At 37.0% G+C, this 6,877-nt stretch carries 6 protein-coding genes; 1 reads left to right on the plus strand and 5 read right to left on the minus strand.

What is annotated here, in order from left to right; all coding sequences use genetic code 11:
- Nucleotides 1-76: 76 nt before the first annotated feature.
- The 5 genes from AC1DG9_RS20620 to AC1DG9_RS20640 form a co-directional block, all read right to left on the minus strand.
- The gene (locus tag AC1DG9_RS20620; RefSeq protein WP_172661177.1) at nucleotides 77-1,240 is read right to left on the minus strand and encodes an RsmB/NOP family class I SAM-dependent RNA methyltransferase; all 1,164 of its coding nucleotides are present in this window, start codon (nucleotides 1,238-1,240) and stop codon (nucleotides 77-79) included.
- Nucleotides 1,237-2,469, minus strand: a complete 1,233-nt coding sequence (locus AC1DG9_RS20625) for an ABC transporter substrate-binding protein (RefSeq protein WP_172661178.1) — start codon at nucleotides 2,467-2,469, stop codon at nucleotides 1,237-1,239. The genes AC1DG9_RS20620 and AC1DG9_RS20625 overlap by 4 nt, the downstream gene beginning before the upstream one ends.
- Complete coding sequence (gene guaA / locus AC1DG9_RS20630; protein ID WP_172661179.1) at nucleotides 2,426-3,955, minus strand: glutamine-hydrolyzing GMP synthase; 1,530 nt, start codon at nucleotides 3,953-3,955, stop codon at nucleotides 2,426-2,428. Before guaA ends, AC1DG9_RS20625 begins: the two co-directional genes overlap by 44 nt.
- An 8-nt stretch (nucleotides 3,956-3,963) precedes the next feature.
- On the minus strand, nucleotides 3,964-4,413 hold the full coding sequence (locus tag AC1DG9_RS20635; protein WP_288883581.1) for a deoxycytidylate deaminase: 450 nt from the start codon (nucleotides 4,411-4,413) through the stop codon (nucleotides 3,964-3,966).
- Nucleotides 4,414-4,511: 98 nt separating this feature from the next.
- Nucleotides 4,512-5,945, minus strand: coding sequence for an MFS transporter (locus AC1DG9_RS20640; RefSeq protein ID WP_172661180.1), 1,434 nt, complete (start codon nucleotides 5,943-5,945; stop codon nucleotides 4,512-4,514).
- Between the two features lie 167 nt (nucleotides 5,946-6,112).
- On the opposite strand from AC1DG9_RS20640, the gene AC1DG9_RS20645 reads away from it, so the two are divergent.
- Nucleotides 6,113-6,739, plus strand: coding sequence for a LysE family translocator (locus AC1DG9_RS20645; RefSeq protein ID WP_048907226.1), 627 nt, complete (start codon nucleotides 6,113-6,115; stop codon nucleotides 6,737-6,739).
- Nucleotides 6,740-6,877 lie beyond the last annotated feature (138 nt).

The following is a 6,877-nucleotide window of genomic DNA, read 5'->3' on the forward strand; positions in this document are numbered from 1 at the left end:
TATTGTTTGAGACCATAAGTCACATTAAGAGTAAAATTAAGCAGTGGTTTGGTACCCATGGGCACTAAAAGAGTGACTATTTTTTAATAAAGCGAGCAATAAACATGGTATCTGCTTTATCCTTATAGCCCTTAATCACTTCCATTTTTTCGAGTTGTAGGGGTAGGTTTTCGACTATCCATGCTACAACATCTTCATTTTCCTGTTTAAATACAGAACAGGTAATGTATACCAATGGCTTCTCTGTTTTCAGATATTTAACAACATTACCTGCGATTGCTGTTTGAAGTTTCGAAAAATAACTGATTTTATGAGCGTCAAAATAATAAAGCATTTCAGGAGTACGACCCCAGGTACCCGACCCTGAACAAGGTGCATCCAGAATAATTCCGTCAAATTCATAATGATGCAGATCCTGATCGTTATTCTGAAGCAGATCTAACACTTTTTTCTGATACTTTTTTAATCCCGCTTCACGGAAACGCTCCTCCAGATTGTTTAAGCTGTTTTCTCTTACGTCGCTAACCAATAACTGTACACTAGGCTCAAGATCGTGCAGAAGCAGGGATTTGCCTCCTGAGGCGGCACAACAATCCCACCAATAGTCCCAGGTCTGAGGTTCAAAAAAATCTCCTGTTTTCTGTGATGATAAATCCTGTACCTGATAATACTGTTGTGAGGGTACAATTTTTTCCAGTTTGGTTCCATTTGGCAAGGCCAAAGTAGTTTTACTTATCTCTTCAACTGCTATTTCTGCCTCTTTTAGCGTTTTAATAAGTTGGTTTATATAGCTCGGTTTAACTCGCAAAAATAAATCCGGCTGTATAAAAAATGACTCATAAAAGTCTTGCTTTTCAATATCTTCACTCAGGTTTTCATTGAATATGAATACCTCAGAAAGTTTAAAGGAAGGGTACTGATCTGTTATTAAAGCTATTTTTTCTTGAACGGAAAGATTGATCTGCTCTTTAAACTGAGGCAACTTAGTTTCAATTACCAGACTTAGTGTTTGATTGCAAAGGAAGTCGGAAATAGCCAAACGAAGTATCGTATCTTCTTTTAGGAGTGCCTTACCTAATCTGAAAAAACTATAAATATATCTGGTAGCCCAACGCCGGTCGGACGAGCCCATTTGTTTATGCTGCTTAAAATAAGTAAACAAGAAACGATGTAGCGGCTGTGTGCCGTCATAACTTTTAAATACCTGTTCAAATGCCCTGATCTGGTGTTCTACCCTCATTCAATAAGATTTAAAGAAAAATCCTGGTAACGTAACAACATTAAACTGGTATTAATATAACCTAATTTTTCATCATGGTAGAATGAAAAGTTATTATGCAGCCCTTTATATTTTTCCTCTGTAATGTATTTCAGATAATCTTTTCCATGTTTGGAAATAAGCTGAGCAAAATAAAAGCCGATATCGAATCCCTTAAACGAATATTCACCGGGTTCAAAGCTATACGCAGCTCTATATTTCTTAATAAATGAGATCACATGATTATTCTTATAATCGACCTTATAAGACGACGTTACAGCAGTATTTAGCGCCTGAAGCTTGTCTATATTATAATTTTGTTTTATCCAGTCAGGGTGACCATACAAATCTATATCCAGACCAGCATTTTTTAATTTTACTAGCTTATCAATTGTTGGTATTACAAACTTTCTATCCGGGGAAGTTACAATAATGACATATTTCTTATTCTTGATCAGGTTCAGCTCCATAGTAAAAACAGAAGCAAATTCCTGAAAAGTGAACTTTTTCTTGCTGCTTTCAAAATATGCTTTTACAGGTGCTGACAGTAATTTACTGCCTGCATCTTTTGAATCTATCAGTACTAAAACTGTGTTTTCTGGATTGTAATGTTTAGTAATATAAAACCCTAATTTTTCGACGTGTAAATCTATATTATTTACAATAGAGATCAGATTTGGGTTATTAAATTCCTCTGGATGTGTAGCCGCGAGCGGATTAACAACGGGAATGCCTTGCGCTACAGAGTAATCTTTAATGTATTTTAATCCTGCGGGGTAAACCGGCCCAACAATTAAATTACTGTTGCTTAATCCTCCGTTTTTAATTAATCCTTCAATTTGACTGTTATTGTCGCGGGAATCATAAACATTTAATTTAAAACTGAGTCCTTGTTCTGCTGCCGAATCTATACCAAGCTTAAATCCCTGATAAAAATCGATTGCCATAGCTGATTTTTCGACTTCAGCTTTGGTGGCCGTTTTAAGTCTTAAATCATTTAATCTGAACGGAACCAGCAGAGAAATATCAGCCTGCGTAAATTTAGACGCAGGCTTTTCTTTTTTCTCTTCTACCTTTTTAGGAACATCGGGCTTTTTAGTAGTGGTCTTTTGAATTTTAGGTGAACATGCAGCTAAAAAAAGTCCAATAAAAGCTATTACCCAATATTTACTCCCACTCAATTGTAGCTGGTGGTTTTGAGCTGATATCATATACGACGCGATTAATTCCTTTTACTTTGTTAATTATTTCGTTAGAAATTTTTGCGAGTACGTTATATGGCAGATGGCACCAATCGGCAGTCATACCATCAACAGATTCAACTGCACGAAGGCAAATTACGTTTTCGTAAGTACGCTCATCGCCCATTACACCAACAGATTGAACCGGAAGGAAAATGGCTCCCGCCTGCCAAACTTTATCGTAAAGGCCGGCTTCCTTTAAGTTATCAATATAGATAGCATCTGCTTCTTGTAGAATGGCAACTTTCTCTGCAGTTACTTCACCAAGAATTCTGATAGCCAATCCCGGACCAGGGAAAGGGTGACGCCCAATAATAAAGTGTTCAAGTCCTAATGATCTGCCCACTCTTCTTACCTCGTCCTTAAACAATGTATTAAGAGGTTCTACAACCTTTAACTTCATGAAATCAGGTAATCCACCAACATTATGGTGTGATTTGATAGTTGCTGATGGTCCTTTAACAGACACAGATTCAATAACATCTGGGTAAATGGTTCCTTGTGCTAACCATTTCACATCCTGAACTTCATGTGCTTCATCATCAAATACCTCTATGAATACGCGTCCAATTGCCTTGCGCTTTAATTCTGGGTCTTTAACTTTTGCAAGCTGGCTAAGGAAACGTTCTTTAGCATCAACTCCCTTTATGTTTAAACCAAGGTGTTTGTACTGTTCTAAAACTGATTCGTACTCTCCTTTGCGTAACAAACCATTATCTACAAAGATGCAGTGTAGGTTTTTACCAATTGCTTTATGCAATAAGATTGCTGCAACACTTGAATCAACACCACCTGAAAGGGCAAGAACAACTTTATCGTTACCTAATTTAGCCTGAAGCTCAGCAATGGTGGTTTCAACAAATGCATCTGGAGTCCACTCCTGTTTACATCCGCAGATGTCTACAAGAAAGTTTTCTAACAATTGTTTACCATCAGTACTGTGTGTTACTTCTGGATGAAACTGGATTGCATAGGTTTCTGAATCTTTAACCTGATAAGCGGCAACTTTTACACTATCTGTACTGGCTATAAGTTCTGCATTTGCAGGCATTGCTGTAATGGTATCACCATGTGACATCCACACTTGTGAACCTGCACTAATATTTTTAAATAACTTATTATTATCTGCTACAAAGTTTAGGTTGGCTCTGCCGTATTCGCGTGTTGATGAAGCCTTAACCTCTCCACCTGTGTGCTGGGCAATATACTGAGCACCGTAACAAACTGCTAAAACAGGATAATGTTTATGGAATTTTTCAAGATCTATTTGAGGTGCGTCTTCCTGACGAACTGAATATGGACTACCTGAAAATATGATGCCTTTAACGTCAGATGAGATTTCAGGAATATGATTGAAGGGATGAATTTCGCAATAAACATTTAACTCGCGTACCCTACGGGCAATTAATTGTGTGTATTGGGAACCAAAATCGAGAATTATGATTTTTTCTAGCATGGCCAAAGTTAAGAATATTTAATTACCTCCACACCAAATCTTCGCAGAAAATCAACACCTTCATCGCTCGCCAAGCCCTTGTACTCTGCATAGGAATCTTTATAGTAAACTAATTTAATACCTGACGATAATATTAACCTGGCGCAAGCAATACACGGCGAAAGTGTGGTATACAAAGTTGACCCTGATATTTTAGAACCATTTTTTACCGCATACAATATGGCATTCTCTTCTGCATGTAATGCAAGTGAACAACTACCGCGCGAATCTCTGTCGCATCCTGTTTCAGGCCACTCTTCATCGCAGTTATGTGTACCTGAAGGCGGCCCGTTATAGCCTATAGAAATAATTCGGGTATCTTTTGTTAATACAGCTCCAACATGGGCACGCACGCAGTGTGAGCGGTGCGACAGATCGGTAGCTAAGTTCATAAATATATCTTTAAATCCTTTCTTCATCTGATGCGTTTTAATTCAAAAAACCGGCTGGCAAATATAGGGTAAAAAAAAACTTCCCTCCTTTAAGCAAAGAGGGAAGTTTTTATGCGAAGGCTATTTTAGTGGCCGCCGGCTATTTTTTTATCGAAATCAATTCCTTGTTTTCTAAGGATGCCGCTTACTTTCCAGGCATAATATGCCAGATAGGCGAAGCATAGCACACCTACTATATAACTGTATTGGATACCAGTGAACTCAGATACGTATCCTTGTACCCAACTAATAATTCCTCCACCCATGATCATCATGATTAAGAAGCTACTTCCCTGACTTGTATTTTTACCCAGACCACTCACAGCCAATGTAAAGATACAAGGCCACAATGTACTGCAGAACAGCCCCACACTTGTAAGTGCATAAACACTTACCATACCTTTTGTAAACATACCGATTAAGAGTGCACTAATACCTATGATAGAGAATATCAGCAACATTCTGGCTGGATTTCCTTTACTCGCCATATCAGCAATAATCAACACTAAGATAATTAGACCATAAACATAAAATGGAGCTAAATCATGGTGAAATATTGCATTAACACCTAAGAAGATCCCGAAAGCTAAATATGGAGCCACAAACCTTAATATTTTTTGTGTACTTACATTGTCGGTGAAAGCCTCAACAGCTCCAGTCCATCTACCAATCATCATACTGGCCCAGTATAAAGATACATATGGTGCAATATCCTTAATTGCAAATCCCAGGTCCTTTTCCATGTAAGCAGGCAGGTTACTTGCAGTAGATACTTCAACACCTACATAAACAAATATGGCAATCATACCCAATACCAACTGAGGGTATTTTAAAGCAGAACCCTTATGGCTTGGATCCTCAATTACCGACTCAACCAAGGTTGGTCTATCTGGCAGAGAAGACAGCTTTAAAAATATTGCAACCGCAATAAACGCAACTCCTAAAATTAAGTATGGTATTTTAACACTTTCAATACTTACATCTTCACTTGCTGTAGATAATGAACCAAAAATGGCAAAACTAACAATTAGGGGTCCTATTGTAGTACCAAAGTTATTAATACCACCTGCTAATGTTAATCGTTGGGAACCTGTTTTAATTGGTCCTAATGCAATGGCCAATGGATTTGCTACCGTCTGTTGCAAAGAAAATCCTAATGCCACGATAAACAACCCAGATAACATTAAGGGGAATGAGCCCAGATTTGCAGCCGGATAAAACAACAACGTTCCTACAGCCGAAATAACCAAACCTAAAGCTAATGAATTCTTGTAGCCCAGCTTATTTACAAGATCCTGTTTCATTAAAACTGAAATGGCATTATAAATTAATGCTCCAACCGTATAGGCAATATAAAATGCAAGTGATACCCATTGGCTTTGGCTTTGAGTTAAGTCAAATGCTTTTTTAAATACCGGTATTAATATGTCATTACTGGCAGCTACAAAGCCCCAAAAAAAGAACACTGTGACTAAGGGAATAAATTGGCCCCATTTGGTTTGAGAATTTTCTGAACTCATTTTAAACTTGGTTTTTTAGAACGCTAAACATAAATAAAAAAAACTATAAGCTAAAGTGTAATGTTTACACATTACAGGACGTTAGATATCTGCATGAAAACTAGTAAAAAAATAAGGTCACTTTATGTTTAAAATTGCATATTAGCGTATTATATATGTTTAGCTGAATGTTTGAAGCAATATTACAAGGGATAGGTGCGGGGATTTTATTTTCGTTTTTAACGGGTCCCGTATTTTTTTCCATGATAAAAACCAGCATAGAAAAGGGCTTTAAAGCTGGGTTCTCTTTAGCTATAGGTGTAGTTTTCAGCGACATAATCTTTATCTCGCTTACCATATTCAGTTCACAATTTGTAGACTATAATTCTGAATACAATCAATACATAGGTATTATTGGTGGATTGTTCCTTTTTGGAATTGGCCTCTACTATCTTTTTAATAAAGTAAAAGTAAGCTACGACATTTCAGAAACTGTAAAAATCAAAAAAAGAGGTTATATATTAAAAGGGTTTTTAATGTGCCTCTTATCTCCGTCTACTTTGATGTTTTGGATTATGGTTGGGGGTATTATCTCGGTACAGCTTCATTATGATATGGCCGAAAAGGTGGTATTCTTTGTGATTGCGATGACAACCCAGCTATCAGTTGATTGTGTTAAAACGTATTATGCAGCAAAATTAAGATACCGGATTAAAGAAAAAAGCATTCAGAACCTCAATAAAATAGCTGGGGCAGTGATTTTAATATTTGCAATCAGGTTATTTATTCAGGTATTTATAAAGTATCACATGTAAACAACGGCAATAAAAAAGTCCCGTTGCATTTTACAACGAGACTTTTTATATCTGCTAATTAGGCTTCTAGTAAGCTCTTTGATTGTTTCCTTCTTTCCAGTTTACAAAGGCTTTATTAACAACCTTATTTCCTCCTGG

This window comes from Pedobacter sp. 05L430, assembly GCF_056397585.1.